This is a genomic window from Staphylococcus simulans, from assembly GCF_025561465.1.
GTDB classification, from domain to species: domain Bacteria; phylum Bacillota; class Bacilli; order Staphylococcales; family Staphylococcaceae; genus Staphylococcus; species Staphylococcus simulans.
In genome coordinates this window covers 2,011,278-2,029,095 of sequence record NZ_CP095100.1, presented here as the reverse complement: position 1 = coordinate 2,029,095, position 17,818 = coordinate 2,011,278, and the positions used below count along the sequence as shown (strand labels likewise).

Here is a 17,818-nt window from a genome sequence, read left to right as displayed (position 1 = left end):
GACATTCTATAAGAAAAATAAAAACAAAGGGATATAGAGGAGGAATCATTTATGACAAGAACAGAAGATATTATCAAAAAAACAGAACACTATGGGGCGCGCAACTATACGCCACTTCCAATTGTCATTTCTGAGGCAGACGGTATTTGGGTAACAGATCCTGAAGGCAATAAATACATGGACATGTTAGCGGCTTATTCAGCAGTTAACCAAGGCCACCGTCATCCTAAAATTATTCAAGCACTAAAAGATCAAGCGGATAAAGTGACACTCGTTTCTCGTGCGTTCAACAGTGATAATTTAGGGGACTGGTACGAGAAAGTCAGTGAATTAACAGGCAAAGAAAAAATCTTACCAATGAATACAGGTGCAGAAGCAGTTGAAACAGCGGTTAAAGCTGCACGTCGTTGGTCTTATGAAGTTAAAGGTATTGATCCAGATAAAGCTGAGATTATCGCGTTTAACGGCAACTTCCATGGACGTACGATGGCGCCGGTATCATTGTCTTCTGAAGCGGAATATCAACGCGGTTATGGTCCTTTACTAGAGGGATTCAAAAAAGTAGATTTCGGAGATGTCGATGCATTAAAAGCAGCTATTAACGAAAATACAGCTGCGATTTTAGTAGAGCCGATTCAGGGTGAAGCGGGTATTAATGTACCACCTGAAGGTTATATGAAAGCGATTCGTGAACTTGCGGATGAGCACAATGTCTTATTTATCGCAGATGAAATCCAATCTGGCTTAGGTCGTTCAGGTAAAATGTTTGCGACAGACTGGGACGATGTAAAACCAGATGTGTACATTTTAGGTAAAGCACTTGGCGGCGGGGTACTGCCAATTTCAGCTGTAGCAGCTGATCATGAAGTGTTAGATGTCTTCACACCAGGTTCACATGGTTCTACATTCGGTGGTAATCCATTAGCTGCAGCAGTTTCTATTGCGGCATTAGATGTGTTAGTAGATGAAAAGCTCGCAGAACGTTCAAGAGAACTCGGTGATTATTTCCAAGAAGAATTAAGAAAGATTAATCACCCAGCTATTAAAGAGGTACGTGGTCGTGGTTTATTCATCGGTTTAGAACTGAAAGAGAATGCGAGACCATATGCTGAAGCATTAAAAGAACAAGGATTATTGTGCAAAGAAACACACGAAACGGTGATTCGATTTGCGCCGCCATTGATTATTTCTAAGGAAGAAATTGATGACGCATTAGAGAGAATTAAGAAGGTTTTCAGCTGAGTTCAAAAAGTTGTAACAAAAGGAATGAAAACCCTTTAAAAAGGTAGCGCTTATGTTACAATACAAATGAAAGCGAAATCATTGTTAGGAAAAAGAGGCGAGAAGGATTATGACTGAGAACAATAATTTAGTGGCATCGACACAACAAATTATCAAAGAAGCTTTGCATAAATTAGGTTTTGATGACGGTATGTATGATTTAGTGAAAGAACCTTTAAGATTTTTAGAAGTTCGTATTCCAGTAAGAATGGATGACGGTACTGTTAAAACTTTCACTGGCTATCGTGCACAACATAATGATGCAGTCGGACCTACTAAAGGTGGCGTTCGTTTCCATCCGAACGTTAACGTGGATGAAGTAAAAGCATTATCAATGTGGATGACAATGAAGTGCGGTATTGTCGACTTACCATACGGCGGCGGTAAAGGCGGTATCATCTGTGACCCACGTGAAATGAGTATTCATGAAGTAGAACGATTATCTCGTGGTTATGTACGTGCAATTTCACAAATTGTTGGACCTTCTAAAGATATTCCAGCACCAGACGTAATGACAAACTCACAAATCATGGCTTGGATGATGGATGAGTATAGTGCATTAGATAAATTCAACTCACCTGGATTTATCACTGGTAAACCGATTGTGCTTGGCGGTTCTGAAGGACGCGACCGTTCAACAGCATTAGGGGTAGTTATTGCGATTGAACAAGCGGCTAAAATTAAAAACCTTGATTTAAATGGAGCAAGAATTGTAATTCAAGGTTTCGGTAACGCAGGCAGCTTCTTAGCGAAATTCTTATTTGATAAAGGCGCTAAGATTGTCGGTATCTCAGATGCATACGGTGCATTATCTGATCCAGAAGGTTTAGATATCGATTACCTATTAGACCGTAGAGACAGCTTTGGTACAGTAACAAACTTATTTGAAGAAACAATTTCTAACAAAGAACTCTTTGAATTAGATTGCGACATCTTAATTCCAGCTGCAATTGAAAACCAAATTACAAAAGATAACGCACCAAACATCAAAGCGGATATCTTAGTAGAAGCAGCAAACGGACCTACAACTTTAGAAGCAACACGTATCTTACACGAACGCGGTATCTTATTAGTACCAGACGTACTTGCGAGTGCCGGCGGTGTAACTGTGTCTTACTTCGAGTGGGTTCAAAATAACCAAGGTTACTACTGGACAGAAGATGAAGTAAACGAAAAAATGCGTGATAAATTAATCACAGCATTCAATGATATTTATGAATTAGCACAAAACCGTAAAATTGACATGCGTTTAGCAGCATACATTATCGGTATTAAACGTACTGCAGAAGCAGCACGCTATCGTGGTTGGGCTTAAATTTATAGCTCATAACGAAATTAAGACCTTATCAGTGAAAACTGGTAGGGTCTTTTTTTACTTTTAATTTTATAAATCATAACGAATGAAAAAACCATTACCTGATAACGCTCGGGTAATGGTTTTTCGTATTATAATAAAGCTTTTGCGACTTCAATTTGATGACGTACGGATTCTTGTCCTGTTGAACCGTAACTTTTTCTACGTTTCAAACAATTTTCAGGTTTTAAATAACTATAGATCGTTTCATCAATAGTAGGTGAGAATTCTTGATATTTTTCAAGTGGCACATCGAGTAAATAGCAATCGTGTTGAATACACCAATAAACAATTTGTCCTACAATCGCATGTGCTTCTCGGAATGGAATATCTTTTTCCACTAAATAATCTGCAAGTTCTGTTGCGTTTGAGAAGTCTTTGTGTACGGTTTCGTTTAAACGGTCTGTATTCACAGTCAATGTAGCGAGCATCCCTTCAAAGATACGTAATGAGCCTGTGACTGTATGCACCGCATCGAATAAACCTTCTTTATCTTCTTGCATATCTTTATTGTAAGCTAATGGTAAACCTTTTAATGTCATCAGCATGCTGACTAAATGGCCAGTAGTACGGCCAGTTTTACCACGAATCAATTCTGCCATATCTGGATTCTTTTTCTGCGGCATGATAGATGAACCTGTTGAAAATGCATCAGATAAAGTGATGAATTTTGCTTCATCTGTTGACCAGAAAATAATTTCTTCAGAGAAACGTGATAAATGAATCATGACAAGCGAAATCGCATTGAGTGTTTCGACAATATAATCACGGTCACTTACAGCGTCTAAACTATTTTCATAAAGTGATGCGAAATCTAAAAGTTCTTGTGTTTTCTGACGATCAATCGGATGCGTTGTACCGCTTAAAGCAGCAGCACCTAATGGATTGATATCGATACGTTTTAAAGCATCGTTAAAGCGGGCTTTATCACGTTCAAGCATCCAGAAATAAGTCATGACATGATGTGCAAAAGAAATTGGCTGTGCACGTTGTAAGTGCGTATAACCTGGCATAATCGTATCGACGTGTTTATCTGCAAGTGAAACAATCGTCTCTTGTAAAGAATGAATCAATTCAATGATTTCTTTGACTGCTTTCTTTGTATAGAGATGCATGTCTGTTGCGACTTGATCATTACGGCTGCGGCCAGTGTGCAACTTACCGCCGACAGGGCCGATACGTTCGATTAATTCATGTTCGATGTTTAAGTGAATATCTTCTAAAGCTTCTGTAAATTCAACTTTACCATCGTGGTAATCTTGTTGGATGTCCTGGAGTCCCTTAATAATGGTGTCGCTTTCTTCAGAAGTAAGGATGCCTTGTTGTGCAAGCATCGTCGCATGTGCAATACTTCCTTGAATATCTTCATCTATTAATAGGTGGTCAAAGTGAATAGAAGCATTAAAAGCATCTACCCACGCTTCAGGTTCTGCTTGGAAGCGACCGCCCCAGGCTTTTTTACTCATGTGAATAACCCCCATGCAACATAGAATTGACTTCAGTCGGCAAGCCGTAAATTTCAATGAATCCTACTGCTGCTTCTTGGTTGAAGGCATCTTCTTTTGTATATGTCGCAAGTTCTTTGTTGTATAGAGAATATGGAGATTTTCTGCCATTTACAACCGCATTACCTTTAAATAATTTCACACGTACTTCACCGCTGACATGTTCTTGAGTTGAATCAATAAATGCTTTTAATGAATCAGTTAAAGGTGAGAACCATAAACCATTGTAGGTTTGTTCTGCGAATTGTTTTTCAATCACAGGTTTGAAGTGTGCCACATCTTTTGTCAATGTGATAGTTTCTAAAGCTTTATGTGCTTTCAGAATGACTTCAGCGCCTGGAGTTTCATAGACTTCACGTGATTTAATACCGACTAATCTGTTTTCAACATGGTCAATACGTCCGATACCATGTTTGCCTGCTAAGTCGTTTAAATAAAGAATTAAATCATCTAATGGATATGCTTTTCCATCGACTTCTACTGGAATTCCTTTTTCAAACTTCAAAACGATTTCATCAGGTGTATCTGGTGTATCTTCGATTTCTCGAGTTAAATCAAATGCATCTGCAGGCGGTGCTGCGTAAGGATCTTCTAAAATACCACATTCGTTGGCACGGCCCCATAAGTTTTGGTCGATAGAGTAAGGAGAGTCATGGTTGATTGGTACTGGAATGTTATTTTTGATTGCGTAATCAATTTCTTCCTCACGACTCCAACCCCATGAACGTACCGGTGCAAATACTTTCAATTTAGGGTTCAACGCTTTGATGGCTACTTCAAAACGTACTTGGTCGTTACCTTTACCAGTACAGCCATGTGCAATACCTACTGCATCTGTTTTTTCAGCAATTTCAACTAATTTTTTAGAGATTAATGGGCGAGATAATGCTGAAACAACTGGGTATGTGTTTTCATACATTAAATTACCTTTAATTGCATAAGCAACATAGTCATCGCTGAATTCTTTAGTCGCATCAATGATATAGCATTCTACTGCGCCCATATCTAATGCTTTTTGATAAACTTGATCTAAATCTTTTCCTTCGCCGACGTCTAAACAACAAGCAACTACATCGTAACCTTTATCGATCAGCCACTTTACTGCCACACTAGTATCTAATCCGCCTGAATAGGCTAATACGATTTTATCCTTCATAATCTTTACACCTCGTTAGAATAGTTTGAATTTTTTAACATGTTATTATCATAGCAGATTGAAGATGAGAAATAAACCATTATTTTACATAAATATACAAAAAGATGAAATCTCACTCATTTATACCCTATGACAGCAAGGCTTGTTCTAAATGTATGCAAAATTCATAAAAACTATAGAATGTACAACACTTTATTTCCTAGAAAAATAGTAAAAAATGACGATTTTTTCACAATTAAGACGAGTCCTTCAATTTCATAGACAGTTTTATTGATTGTATTATCAGAAATTTAGTAAAATATGAGTGAAATCAAAAAGCAGGAGGCAGTTCAAATGACACATATTGAGCTAGACTATAGTAAAGCTTTAAAATTCGTTGACGAACACGAATTAACACAACAACAAGAAATCGTAAAAACAATTCATCGTGTTATTCACGAAGGTACAGGCGCAGGCAACGACTTTTTAGGCTGGTTAGATTTACCAGTAGATTATGACAAAGAAGAATTCTCTCGTATCTTAGAAGCAGCTAAACGCATCAAAGAACATTCTGATGTATTAGTTGTGATCGGTATCGGTGGTTCTTATTTAGGTGCGCGTGCTGCGATTGAAATGTTAAGTTCAGCATTCAGAACAAGTGATGAATATCCTGAAATCGTATTTGCGGGTAACCACTTATCATCAACTTACTTACATGATTTAATTGAATACCTTGACGGTAAAGATTATTCAGTCAACGTTATTTCTAAATCAGGTACAACAACTGAACCGGCTGTTGCTTTCAGACTCTTTAAACAGTTATTAGAAGATAAATACGGTAAAGAAGAAGCAAAATCTCGTATCTTTGCGACTACAGATAAAGAAAAAGGTGCTTTAAAACAATTAGCAACAAACGAAGGTTACGAAACATTCGTAGTACCTGATGATGTAGGCGGCCGTTATTCAGTATTAACAGCAGTAGGTTTATTACCAATTGCAGCTGCAGGCATTGATATCCAAGCGATGATGGATGGTGCTGCTAAAGCGCGTGAAGAATTGAAATCAGATGACTTATCTGAAAACATCGCATATCAATATGCGACATTACGTAATATTTTATACGCTAAAGGTTATACAACTGAAATGTTGATCAACTATGAACCATCATTACAATACTTCAATGAATGGTGGAAACAATTATACGGCGAATCTGAAGGTAAAGACTTCAAAGGTATCTATCCTTCAAGTGCTAACTACACAACTGACTTGCATTCATTAGGACAATACGTACAAGAAGGCCGTCGTTTCTTATTCGAAACAGTGGTTAAAGTTGAAAATCCTAAATTCGATATTACAATCGAAGAAGATGCAGATGATTTAGATGGCTTGAACTACCTTGCTGGTAAAACAATTGATGAAGTAAATACAAAAGCGTTTGAAGGTACATTACTTGCGCACACAGACGGCGAAGTACCAAACTTAGTGGTTAAAGTGCCAAGCATTGATCCAGAAACATTCGGTTATTTAGTATACTTCTTCGAATTAGCTTGTGCGATGAGCGGTTACCAATTAGGTGTTAACCCATTCAACCAACCAGGTGTAGAAGCATATAAACAAAATATGTTCGCATTACTTGGTAAACCAGGTTACGAAGATAAAAAACAAGAATTAGAAGAACGTTTATAATTCTGAAATAAATATAAGACTCTCATATTGCTGACTAGTAATATGGGAGTTCTTTTTTTAGTTTCAAAATACACCTGTTCCCTATATAATAGTAGTAATCGAAGATGAATGAGAGACAGGTGGAGTTATGTCAGCACATCAAATTGAACAGTGGATGCGAGCAATGGGTGACTATGGGGATATACTTGGGTTTTTATTACCGTTTTTAGAATCATTTATTCCTATTTTACCGATGTTCGTATTTGTGTTTGTTAATGTAGATACATTCGGATTATTTTTAGGAATTATAATCTCATGGCTGGGCACATTTTTAGGGAGTTTCGTTGTTTTTTTAATCATACGTTATTTTGCGAACACTAAATTCATGGATAAAGTCAAAGAACGAAAAGAAGTTCAAAAGTTTTTGGGGTTTGTGAATCATCAAGGTGTGGCACCTATTTTCATTTTATTGTGCTTTCCATTTACCCCAAGTTCTTTAATGAATGTGGTGGCTGGCTTGTCTCAAATGAAACGTCAGACTTTCTTCATTATATTAGCTGTCTCAAACTTGATTGCGATGGCTTTAACAGGTATTTTAGGCAGAGAAATGCATAGCATTTTAGAAAGCCCGATTCGTGTCATGTCAGTGATTGTGATTTTAGCTGGACTTTGGGTAATCAGCAGAAAGTTGGAGCGTCGTTTTATAAAATAACGAAGGAGATAAATAGTGAGAAAAATTGTAAAATATTTGCTTTCCTTGATAATTGCGATTATTATTGTAATGTTGATTCAAGCTTTTATCTTAATCGGTGCAGTGGTACATTCTAATCAGATGTCACCTGCATTGCATCAGGATGATCGTATTTTGGTCAGTAAAGTACAAACCACTTTCAACCAAATACATAATAGTGATATCATCATGTATCGTCATCAAGGACGTATCTACTTTGGACGAGTCATTGGGACACCTGGTGAGTCTGTCGAAATAAAAGCGGGTCAATTGTATCGAGATGACCAACAAGTACATGAAAGTTATCAGGTACAACATCCTATTCAAACCCTAGCATTACGCAATATTAAACATTCAGAAGGAGATATCTTAGCACCTAAACACTATTTAATATTGAATGATGATCGCTCTGATTTAAACGATTCGAGAAAATTCGGAACGATACATCAGCAAGATATTGTGGGGACTGTGTTTTTAAGATATTATCCATGGCGTGATTTTAAAATTTCATTTAATGAATAATTGAGGTGTTTTTACAGTGAAAAAAGAATTGAAAGAATGGATTATAGCCATAGCTATAGCATTGGTTTTAATCTTATTGATTTATAATTTTGTTGCTAAATCTTATACTGTACGCGGAGATTCTATGTTCCCGACGTTAAAAGACGGTGAAAAAGTTATCGTCAATGTGATCGGCTTTAAAATGGGCGGTCTTGATAAAGGTAACGTAATTGTCTTCCATGCAGATAAAAACAGCGACTATGTCAAACGTGTCATCGGAACACCTGGTGACAGTGTAGAATACAAACATGATGTATTGTATGTAAATGGTAAAAAAGTGAAAGAACCGTACTTAGATTATAATGAAAAACATAAAAGTTACGATGAAATCACAGGTACACTTCAAGTTAAAAACTTGCCTAACTCAGACGGCACAAATAAAATTCCAAAAGGAAAATTATTAGTACTTGGGGATAACCGTGAAGTGAGTAAAGATAGCCGTTCATTCGGTTTAATTAAAGAAGATCAAGTTGTCGGTAAAGTCAGCTTGCGTTACTGGCCTTTAACGAAATTCAAAGTGAACTTCAATCCAGCAGAAAATTAAATGTTAAGATAGATTAGACGAAAAAGAGTTGATACTTTCATTCAAAAATAAGTATCAACTCTTTTTACATTCATAAGGGAAGAAGCACGAAACTATGAGAACATATGTGCTACAATAAATGACAAAGAGGTGAGAAAGGTGACTGAATTTAACGCATATATCGGTCGTGCGGGAACTGGAAAATCCCATGCGATGTTAGACGAAATCAAACAAAAAATGAAACAAGATCCTTTAGGTGATCCGATTATTATCATTGCGCCGACACAAAGTACATTCCAAATTGAACAAGACTTTGTGAAAGATCCAGAGTTAAACGGGAGTTTACGTGCAGAAGTCCTTCACTTTGAACGACTCAGTCATAGAATCTTTCAAGAAATCGGTGGTCTGACAGAAGATTACGTTTCAAAAGGTGCTATGGAAATGATGGTCTTTGATATCTTGCAAGACCAACGTAAATCATTAAATTTATACCAATCGCAAGTTAAGTATTATGGTTTCAGTTCTAAATTGACAGAACAAATCCAAGACTTTAAAAAGTATGCGGTCACACCTGACCAATTAGATTTATTTATCGCTGAAAATCAGCTTCAACCGAGAACACAAGATAAGCTGCATGATATTGCGTTAGTTTATCATCATTTAGAAGAACGATTAAAAGGCAACTTTGTTTCTTCAGAAGATACACTTTATAAGTTTGTAGAATGTATGGAAAACTCTGAGTGGTTAAAACGTGCTGAGATATACATAGATGGTTTCCATAACTTCTCAACACTTGAGTATTTAATGATTGAAACATTAGTTAAACATGCCAAATCTGTAAATGTTTTACTGACAACTGATGGCAATAAAGACCCATTCAGTTTATTTAGAAAGACATCATCTGTATTAACGCATTTAGAAGAGATTGCGAATCGATTAAATATTAACTTGAACCAACGTCTGTTTACAACACAATATCGTTTCGACAATTCAGATTTAAACCAATTAGAAACACAATTTGACGCACTTCAAGTTAATCCGCAACCAAACAACGGACACGTTAATATTTTAGAAGCTTCTAATGTACGTGAAGAAGTGAATGCGATTGCGCGAGATATTATTCGTAAAGCACGTGAAGAAAATATCCGCTTCCAAGACGTCGCTATTCTCTACCGTGATGAAGCCTACGCACATTTAATGGAAAGTGTCATGCCTGAATACGATATTCCATTTAATATTGATACAAAAAAATCTATGACGCATCATCCAGTGATGGAGATGCTACGTTCACTCATTGAAGTTATCGAAACAAAATGGAGTTTTGAACCATTGATGCGCTTATTTAAAACACAAGTGCTGACACGTAAATACGAAGATAGCCGTTACCTTACAGATATCTTAGAAAACTTTGTTTTAGAAAGAGGTATTTATGGAAAGCGTTGGATAGATGACAGCTACTTCAAAATCGAACAATTTAATCAAATGGGCTTAAAGCGCCAACCGATGACAGAAGAAACAGAAGAAGTGTATCGTCGTGTCATTGATTTAAAAGATTTTGTGATGCATCATATTTTAAAATTTGAACAAGCTTTAAGTGAAGTACATACCGCAGTAGAATTTGCGGCTGCTTTCTATAAAGTATGCGAAGCCTTTAATTTACCGAGTCAATTAATGACTGAACGTGATGAGTTAGATTTAGCAGGCAAACATCAACAAGCTGAAGAACTTGATCAAGTTTGGAATGGTTTGATTCAAACATTAGATGATCTTGCGACAGTCTTTGGAGATACTGAAATGTCACAAAAACGCTTCTTAGAATTATTCGATGTCGGCTTAGAACAATTAGAATTCGTCATGATTCCACAAACTTTAGACCAAGTGTCTATCGGTACGATGGACTTAGCAAAAGTAGATAATAAAACGCATGTCTATATTGTGGGTATGAATGATGGCATTATGCCCCAAGCGATCTCTAATTCAAGCTTAATCAGTGATGAAGAGAAAAAATACTTCCAAGAAGAAACGCAATTAGAACTGAGTCCGACGGCAGATATCTTACAAATGGATGAAGCCTTTGTGTGCTATATTGCGATGACACGTGCAACTACTTATGTGACATTCTCATACAGCTTAATGGGCTTAAATAATGATGAAAAAGAAGCAAGTCCATTTATCCAAAGTATCAAAGATTTATATACGAATTTAGAGGTGCAAAATATCGCCTTTATTGCACAACAAAATCCATTAACGTTAATGGAACACCCACATCAAACAAAAATCAATCTATTTGAAGCTCTTCAAAGTTGGTTGCATCATGAATTAACCGCAGAGTCTTGGTTAGATGCGTATCAAGCAATGATGCATCACGATAAATTGAAACAAGGTTTAAACTATCTGACATCTGCATTGACGTATGATAATAAAACCGTACAACTGAATGAAACACAAACAAAAGATTTGTATGGGTCAACTATTAATGCCAGTGTATCGCGTTTTGAAGGTTACCAAAATTGTCCGTTCAAACACTATGCCTCTCATGGTTTACGCTTGAACGAACGTACAAAATATAAACTAGAAAACTTTGATTTAGGTGATATCTTCCATGCGGTTTTAAAATATATTGCGGATAAAGTTCAAGGGGATTTCAAAAACCTGACAAATCAACAGATACGTCAATTAACAACAGAAGCTTTAGAACAAATATTGCCGACAGTGCAATACAATCTATTGAATTCTACTGCGCATTATCGTTATATGTCTCAACGTATCGGCGCGATTGTTCAATCTACATTGACTGCGTTGAAATACCAAGGCAGTTTCTCTAAATTCAGACCTCAAGCGTTTGAAAAATCATTTAGAAGAAAACCGAAAAATCCAGATCAGCTTCAAGCAGAAGCGTTATATACTACACAAGGCATACCGATTAATATCCGTGGCCAAATCGACCGTATTGACACGTATACGAACCAAGACCGCAGTTTTGTGAATATTATCGACTACAAGTCATCAGAAGGCAGTTCAGAATTAGATTTAACTAAAGTGTATTATGGACTCCAAATGCAGATGATGACGTATATGGATGTTGTGCTTCAAAATAAAGAAAGACTAAACTTAGCAGCACAAACTGAACCTGGCGGCTTACTTTATTTCCATGTCCATGAACCACGTGTAAAGTTCTCAAATTGGGCAGATATTGATGAAGAGAAACGTCAAAAAGAATTATTGAAATCCTTTAGATTAAGCGGCTTGGTCAACAATGATCCAGATGTGATTGAGGCAGAAGATTCACGCTTAGAACCTCAATTTACTTCTGATATTGTTCCGTTGAATATGTTGAAAAGCGGCGCATTAGGTAAAAGCAATCCAGTCGCAGATACAGATACAATTTATAAATTTATTGAACATAATAAGCAGAACTTCACACAAATTGCGTCTGATATAATGGATGGCCATACGGAGGTCGCTCCGATGAAATATGATCAAAAGTTACCGTGTCGTTTTTGTAATTATCGTTCCGTGTGTCATGTGGACGGCATGATTGACAGTAAACGTTATCGTACAGTAGATGAAACGATCAACCCGATAGAATTATTGAAAGTAGCATCAGAAGAAGAGGAGGATGACGCATGATACCAGAAAAACCGAATGATGTGATTTGGACAGACGGCCAATGGAAAAGTATTTACGCGAAAGGCCAAGATACTTTAGTAGCAGCTGCAGCGGGTTCTGGTAAAACGGCTGTATTGGTTGAAAGAATTATTCAACGTATCTTACGTGATGAGGTTGATGTTGACCGTTTATTAGTTGTGACGTTTACCAATTTAAGTGCACGTGAGATGAAGCACCGCGTCGAACAACGTATCCAACAAGCATCTTTAGAAAATCCAAGTAATACACACTTGAAAAATCAACGCGTTAAAATTCATCAAGCTCAAATTTCGACGTTGCATAGTTTTTGTTTAAAACTTATCCAGCAACATTATGATGTGCTAGAAATTGATCCGAATTTCAGAACCAGCAGCGAGGCTGAAAACATCTTACTCTTAGAACAAACTATAGATGAAGTATTAGAACAATATTATGATGCGTTAGATCCAGCCTTTATTGATTTAACAGAACATTTATCTTCTGATAGAAGTGATGACAAGTTCAGAAAAATCATTAAGAATCTGTATTATTTTTCAGTTGCGAATCCACAACCGATGGCTTGGCTGTCATCATTAGTAGAACCTTATAACAATACTGACACTCAAGATGAGTACTTAAACTTATTGATTAATATTGCGAAAGTCTATATGTATACGGCACTTGAAAATTTAAATAAGAGTTACGACTTATACCATGAATTCGCAGGCGTCGAAAAACATTTAGAAGTGGTTGAAGGTGAGCGTGCGTTTTTAGCACTTGCTATGGAAGGAGATGTGTTAAACACTGAATTAATCAGTGAACATCAATTGCCAAAGCGTTTTCCAAGTATTACCAAGAAGCTTAAAGAAGCGAATGAAGGCTTTGAAGACGGCTTAAAACTCGCAAAATCATATTATGATGACTATAAAGCAGCAGTTGAGAAAGTGAAAAAAGAATATTTCTCACGTTCAGCAGAAGATTTAAAAGCAGATATGCAGACGCTAGCACCTAGGGTAGCGGTATTAGCACAGATTACACAAGATGTGATTGAACAGTTCAGCCTCAAAAAGCGTAGTCGTAATATCTTAGATTTCTCTGACTATGAACACTTTGCGTTGCAAATTTTAATGGATGAAGCAGGGAATCCGACTGAAATTGCACGTCATTATCGTGACCGTTTCGACGAAATCTTAGTGGACGAGTATCAAGATACCAACCGCGTACAAGAACAGATTTTAAGTTGTTTGAAACGCGGCGACGAAACAAATGGTAATCTCTTCATGGTTGGTGACGTGAAACAATCGATTTATAAGTTCAGACAAGCGGATCCTAGTTTGTTTATTGAAAAATACAATCGTTTCAATATAGATGGCAGTTCTGGCATGCGCATTGATTTATCGCAAAACTTCCGTTCTAGACCTGAAGTATTATCTACAACCAACTATTTGTTTAAGCATATGATGGATGAAGCAGTCGGTGAGATTATTTATGATGAAGCGGCACAATTGTATTTCGGTGCACCGTTTGATGATAGACCGCACCCATTACATTTAAATGTTTTAGTAGAAGAAGCAGAATCTGAACTTACAGGTGATGAACAAGAAGCGGAATATATTGCAGATCAAGTTGAAACCATTTTAAATCAACATGAAGTCTATGACATTAAGAACAAGACTTATCGTAAACCGACGTATAAAGATATTGTGATTTTAGAGCGTGGATATAGTCGTTCTCGTGCATTGCAGCAGGTGTTTAAAGACCGAGATATTCCGTTTCATGTAAATAGTAAAGAAGGGTACTTTGAACAAACTGAAGTCAGACTGGTCTTATCTTTCTTAAGAACGGTAGATAACCCGCTTCAAGATATCTATTTAGTCGGTCTGATGCGTTCTGTTATCTATCAATTTACAGAAGATGAACTCGCAAGTATTCGTATTGTCAGTCCGAATGATGATTATTTCTATCAATCGATTCAGCATTATATGCAGAGTGAAGAAGCGGATGTGCGCTTAGTTCAAAAACTTCAAGACTTCTTAGATGATTTAGCGTTTTATCAAGCGTTCAGTTTAAAACATCCAGTCTATCAATTGATTGACCGCTTCTACAATGATCGCTTTGTGATTCAATATTTCAGTGGTTTAATCGGCGGTAAAGGCAGACGTGCAAACCTTTATGGTTTATTCAATAAAGCTGTAGAATTCGAGAAATCCAGCTTCAGAGGACTCTTCCAGTTTATTCGATTTATTGATGAATTAATTGAAAGAGGTCAAGACTTCGGTGAAGAGAATGTCGTTGGTCCGAATGATGATGTGGTACGTATGATGACCATTCACTCTAGTAAAGGTTTAGAGTTCCCATTTGTGATTTATTCTGGATTAAGTAAACAGTTTAATAAACAGGATTTAAGTCAACCAGTGATTTTAAATCAAAAATACGGATTAGGTTTAACTTACTTTGATACTGAACTAGATATCACGTTCCCATCACTTGCCTCTGTGACACTTAAAGCCATTAATGAAAATGAAATTATTTCTGAAGAAATGCGTTTAATGTATGTAGCCTTAACAAGAGCCAAAGAGCAATTATTCTTAATTGGACGTGTGAAGAGCGAACAAGCATTAGATAAAATGGTCGGTACAGCGATTGCAGGAGATAAGTTGCCTGTTAGTTACCGTTTGAGTGCGAAAACGCCATTTGAACTGATTTATCCGATTTATGCGAAATATCAATCTCACAGCATTACTAATGATTTGAAGTTTGAACAAGATATTAATGATTTAGCATTACCGCTTCAACCTAAAGTAGAAATTCAAATCGATGATTATAGTGATATCAAACCAGATGAAACAGAAGAAGACAAAGAAGATTATCGTACGGTGGCAGATATTATTGATTATCAGTCTGGTCAACCAGAAGTAGAACGTCAAATTGAACAACAATTAGCGTTTGAATATCCATATCAAAAAGATATGGTCAAACCGACGAAACAATCTGTATCTGAATTGAAACGTCAGTTAGAAACAGAAGAAAGCGGCACAAGTTATGAACGTGTCCGCCAATACCGTTTAGGTGCTTCGACTTATGAACGTCCGCAATTTTTACGTCAACATCAAAAACGTAAAGCTAATGAAATCGGAACATTGATGCATACAGTGATGCAGCATTTACCGTTTAAAACTGAGCGTATGACTGAAGATGAATTAGATCAATATATTGATCATTTGATTGAGAAGAATATTATCGAAGATGATGCGAAACAAGACATTCGTATGAAAGAAGTTGTTAAATTCATCAATAGTGATCTTTATATGAAGATTGCGCAAAGTGACCAGATTATGCGCGAAGTACCTTTTGTGGTTAACCAAAGTAAAGTTGATCACGAAATGGATCAAAATGAAGATGTTTCAATTATCCAAGGGATGATTGACTTGATTTATCGACAAGATGATCAGTATTACTTTGTGGACTATAAAACTGATGCCTTTAACCAACGAAAAAGTGAAACAGATGAAGAAGTCGGCGAAAAATTAAAAGCGCGTTATAAAGTACAAATGTACTATTATCAAGCCGCACTTGAGACGATTTTAAACACGAAAGTCAAAGGTTCGCTGTATTTCTTCCAATACGGTGAATTAAGATTAGATGACACTTCGCATTAATTCCAAATGGACAGGGTAGAGATAATTAAGAGGATTAGACGTTTAGTTTGTATTTTCATATTATCACTCCCTATATTTGGAAGTGTTTATTAAATATTTGTTATTTTTCTGAAAATACAGTTATAATGTAAATTAAGATTGAGATGAGGAGCTGATATTGAATGAAATTTTTATCATTCAAATATAATGATGAAACATCGTATGGTGTGAAAGTAAAACGTGAAGAAGCAGCTTGGGATTTAAGAAAAGTTTTCGCAGATTTTGGTGAAGGCGACTTCCATCCTAAGACTTTATTAGAAGGTTTAGAACAAAACCATACATTAGATTTCCAAGAGCAAGTGCGTAAAGCAGTTGTCGCAGCAACAGATAGTCCAAATTCAGAAGACTATAAAGTACAATTTGCAGACTTAGAATTTTTACCACCTGTGACACCACCGAACAATGTGATTGCATTCGGACGTAACTATAAAGAGCATGCGGATGAATTGAATCATAGTGTAGAACGCTTATACGTGTTCACTAAAGCAGCATCATCTTTAACAGGTGATGAATCAACAATTCCTAACCATAAAGATATTACAGATACATTGGATTATGAAGGTGAATTAGGGGTTGTTATCGGTAAATCAGGCGAGAAAATTCCTAAAGGTTTAGCATTAGACTATGTATACGGCTATACAATCATTAACGATATCACAGACCGTACAGCACAACGTCAACAAGACCAAGCCTTTTTATCTAAAAGCTTAACTGGCGGTTGCCCAATGGGTCCTTATATCGTTACTAAAGATGAATTACCGACACCTGAAGACGTAAATATTGTCACAAAAGTAAACAATGAAATTCGTCAAGATGGCAATACAAGTCAAATGATTCTTAAAATTGATGAATTGATCGCAGAAATCTCTAAATTTGTTGCTTTACACCCAGGTGATATCATTGCGACAGGTACACCATCAGGTGTTGGGGCAGGTATGAATCCACCTCAATATTTACAACCTGGTGATGAAGTTAAAGTTACAATCGATAATATCGGTACTTTAACTAACTTTATCTCTAAAGAAGAAGAGTAATTAATAATTATCATGCTTTTTAATTAAGCATATTATTATAATAAAGCCCGAGTTGAAATGAATTTGTTTCAACTCGGGTCTTTTAATATCCAAAATAGAAAAATTAATTTTCACTTAAAGTTTAAACGCAATAAGAAAAGCTCGTTACTACATGTGACGAGCTTTAAATAGTTTATTAATTACCAATGCCGAATAGGCTTGAGATTGGTCCTTCTGGTAAGATAATGCCTAATGCCATTGTGATAATGATTAGAACGATCGTACCCCAGAATAAACCTGTGTGTGAAACTGAACGTTCTTTACGGATTAATGTCACTTCCATTAAAGCAACAACTGCGATACCGCAAATCATTTTTAATGTGAGTAACATATGTGCACTACCTGTTGCAGTAGCGAATTCTACAACAACTTGCCACACACCACTGAATAAGATCAGTACTAAGAACAAACGTAATGCCATGTGCAACGGTTTGTAAGCTTTCTTAGGTGCACCGGGTGATTTAAAACTGAAATAAGCTGCGATAAATAAAATAATCCCGATGACCCAGCTGAAAATGTGTAAATGTAACATGTAATTTCCCCATTTCTTCAATATTCCGTATCTATGATAACATATAACCTTAGCTTAATTATAATGATTATAATTATTTTGAATTTATTATTGAATGCTTGATGGTTTTATGGATTTTCTCTAAATAATATATA

Annotated in this window: 12 protein-coding genes; 9 read left to right on the top strand and 3 right to left on the bottom strand. The window is 36.4% G+C overall.

Annotation, left to right across the window (positions count from 1 at the left end; translation table 11 throughout):
• The first annotated feature begins 51 nt into the window (after window positions 1-51).
• On the top strand, window positions 52-1,242 hold the full coding sequence (locus MUA87_RS09515) for an ornithine--oxo-acid transaminase (protein WP_262550641.1): 1,191 nt from the start codon (window positions 52-54) through the stop codon (window positions 1,240-1,242).
• A 109-nt stretch (window positions 1,243-1,351) separates the two neighbouring features.
• Window positions 1,352-2,596: a Glu/Leu/Phe/Val family dehydrogenase gene (locus MUA87_RS09510; RefSeq protein WP_002481866.1), complete on the top strand. Its 1,245-nt coding sequence runs from the start codon at window positions 1,352-1,354 to the stop codon at window positions 2,594-2,596.
• A gap of 131 nt (window positions 2,597-2,727) precedes the next feature.
• Here MUA87_RS09510 and argH read toward each other — a convergent pair whose 3' ends face one another.
• Window positions 2,728-4,101, bottom strand: a complete 1,374-nt coding sequence (argH, locus tag MUA87_RS09505; protein WP_023015792.1) for an argininosuccinate lyase — start codon at window positions 4,099-4,101, stop codon at window positions 2,728-2,730.
• Entirely contained in the window at window positions 4,094-5,296 is a 1,203-nt protein-coding gene (locus MUA87_RS09500) for an argininosuccinate synthase (protein WP_002481868.1), read from the bottom strand. Before MUA87_RS09500 ends, argH begins: the two co-directional genes overlap by 8 nt.
• Window positions 5,297-5,629: 333 nt before the next feature.
• Between MUA87_RS09500 and MUA87_RS09495 the strand changes: the two genes are divergently transcribed.
• The 7 genes from MUA87_RS09495 (at window position 5,630) to MUA87_RS09465 (ending at window position 17,113) form a co-directional block, all read left to right on the top strand.
• A complete protein-coding gene (locus MUA87_RS09495) occupies window positions 5,630-6,961 on the top strand; it encodes a glucose-6-phosphate isomerase (protein ID WP_002481869.1) in 1,332 nt (443 codons plus the stop codon).
• A 127-nt stretch (window positions 6,962-7,088) separates the two neighbouring features.
• Window positions 7,089-7,652 carry a TVP38/TMEM64 family protein gene (locus MUA87_RS09490; RefSeq protein WP_262550640.1) on the top strand — a complete coding sequence of 188 codons (564 nt, stop codon included), beginning with the start codon at window positions 7,089-7,091 and terminating at the stop codon, window positions 7,650-7,652.
• A gap of 15 nt (window positions 7,653-7,667) precedes the next feature.
• On the top strand, window positions 7,668-8,192 hold the full coding sequence (lepB, locus tag MUA87_RS09485; RefSeq protein ID WP_023015794.1) for a signal peptidase I: 525 nt from the start codon (window positions 7,668-7,670) through the stop codon (window positions 8,190-8,192).
• Window positions 8,193-8,208: 16 nt separating this feature from the next.
• Window positions 8,209-8,775: a signal peptidase I gene (lepB, locus tag MUA87_RS09480; protein WP_002481872.1), complete on the top strand. Its 567-nt coding sequence runs from the start codon at window positions 8,209-8,211 to the stop codon at window positions 8,773-8,775.
• Window positions 8,776-8,913: 138 nt separating this feature from the next.
• Window positions 8,914-12,384: a helicase-exonuclease AddAB subunit AddB gene (gene addB / locus MUA87_RS09475; RefSeq protein ID WP_262550637.1), complete on the top strand. Its 3,471-nt coding sequence runs from the start codon at window positions 8,914-8,916 to the stop codon at window positions 12,382-12,384.
• Window positions 12,381-16,040 carry a helicase-exonuclease AddAB subunit AddA gene (gene addA, locus MUA87_RS09470; RefSeq protein WP_262550636.1) on the top strand — a complete coding sequence of 1,220 codons (3,660 nt, stop codon included), beginning with the start codon at window positions 12,381-12,383 and terminating at the stop codon, window positions 16,038-16,040. Before addB ends, addA begins: the two co-directional genes overlap by 4 nt.
• Window positions 16,041-16,201: 161 nt before the next feature.
• Window positions 16,202-17,113, top strand: coding sequence for a fumarylacetoacetate hydrolase family protein (locus tag MUA87_RS09465; protein WP_002481875.1), 912 nt, complete (start codon window positions 16,202-16,204; stop codon window positions 17,111-17,113).
• A gap of 175 nt (window positions 17,114-17,288) precedes the next feature.
• Here the strand turns inward: MUA87_RS09465 and MUA87_RS09460 are convergent, their stop codons facing one another.
• A complete protein-coding gene (locus tag MUA87_RS09460; RefSeq protein WP_002481876.1) occupies window positions 17,289-17,684 on the bottom strand; it encodes a YisL family protein in 396 nt (131 codons plus the stop codon).
• Window positions 17,685-17,818: the final 134 nt, after the last annotated feature.